The sequence below is a fragment of the Pseudomonas sp. D47 genome (genome assembly GCF_045447305.1).
Taxonomy (GTDB): Bacteria; Pseudomonadota; Gammaproteobacteria; order Pseudomonadales; family Pseudomonadaceae; genus Aquipseudomonas.
Map to the genome: position 1 here is coordinate 1 of NZ_JBJGXU010000157.1, position 988 is coordinate 988.

At 58.6% G+C, this 988-nt stretch carries 1 pseudogene; it reads left to right on the top strand.

The window, feature by feature from the left end:
* A pseudogene (locus ACI77I_RS32020) lies at window positions 1-988 on the top strand (type IV secretion protein Rhs); the annotation flags it as partial.

A 988-nucleotide genomic window follows, 5' to 3' on the forward strand; every position in this document is an offset into this window, starting at 1 on the left:
CCTGCCAGGCCAACGGCACATTGACCCTGGTGCACATGTTCCAGAGCGCGCGGTTTGTGCCCATCGGTGACACGCCGGTGATACTGCAACGCGTCGACCCCAACGGCGGGCCATTGGGCGAGCCGATCCACAAGACCATCGGCCCCAGCGGCATTCTCGAAATCACCGAGTGTGATCGCAACCAGCAGTACCGAATCAGTTTCTACCCCAACGTTTCCAAGGATCACGTCAAGGCGCTGTATGCGTCTTATCAGTCGGTGATCGCGGAGCTGGAAGCGCGCCTGCGCGACGAATGGAACAGCACGTTTAAGGCGCAGTGGAAAAACTATACGGACGCTACCCCGCTGGACCGGCGCAGGATGCTGGAAGCGGCGTTTCTCAGTGGCATGGGCAAAGCGTTTTACGGGCTTTGGGACAACATCACGCAGTTGTATGACCTGTTGGCGGACATCAAGCCCAACAGCGAGAAGTTGCTGCACTACATCTCCCAAACCGAACTTGATGAGCTGCTGAAGCTCGGCAACGACGCGATCGCCAACGGCCTGCTGGTGCTTAGCGATGAGCCACTGCTGTTCATTTATGTGTCGGCGATGGTCAGCTGGATGCGCATGCTGGCGCCGCAAGAAATGAATGAGTTGATGGGGGAGATCACTGGCGAGGTATTGATCAACCTGCTGCTGATTTGGGCAACGGCGGGAATGGGTGTGGCGGTGCGCCTGGGTACGCAGGTGCTGGGGCATATCAAGTCTGGACGGACGCGGGATTTGTTGGAGTTGCTGGCTAAAAAGCTGGTGATGCCCAGGTTGGAGCCGCATGCCGAGGTGGTGAAGCCGTTGCTGGTGGGCAGTGCGGCGACGCCGATCAAGACGGTGCCGGTTGTGCCGTTGAAGGCAGGGGATCAGTTGGTCTCAAACCCGGTGCCTGCGGTTCGTAAGAAAACTCAGCAAACAGCGTTGGTGCGCCAGGAACATGTCGATGATGTGCCTGC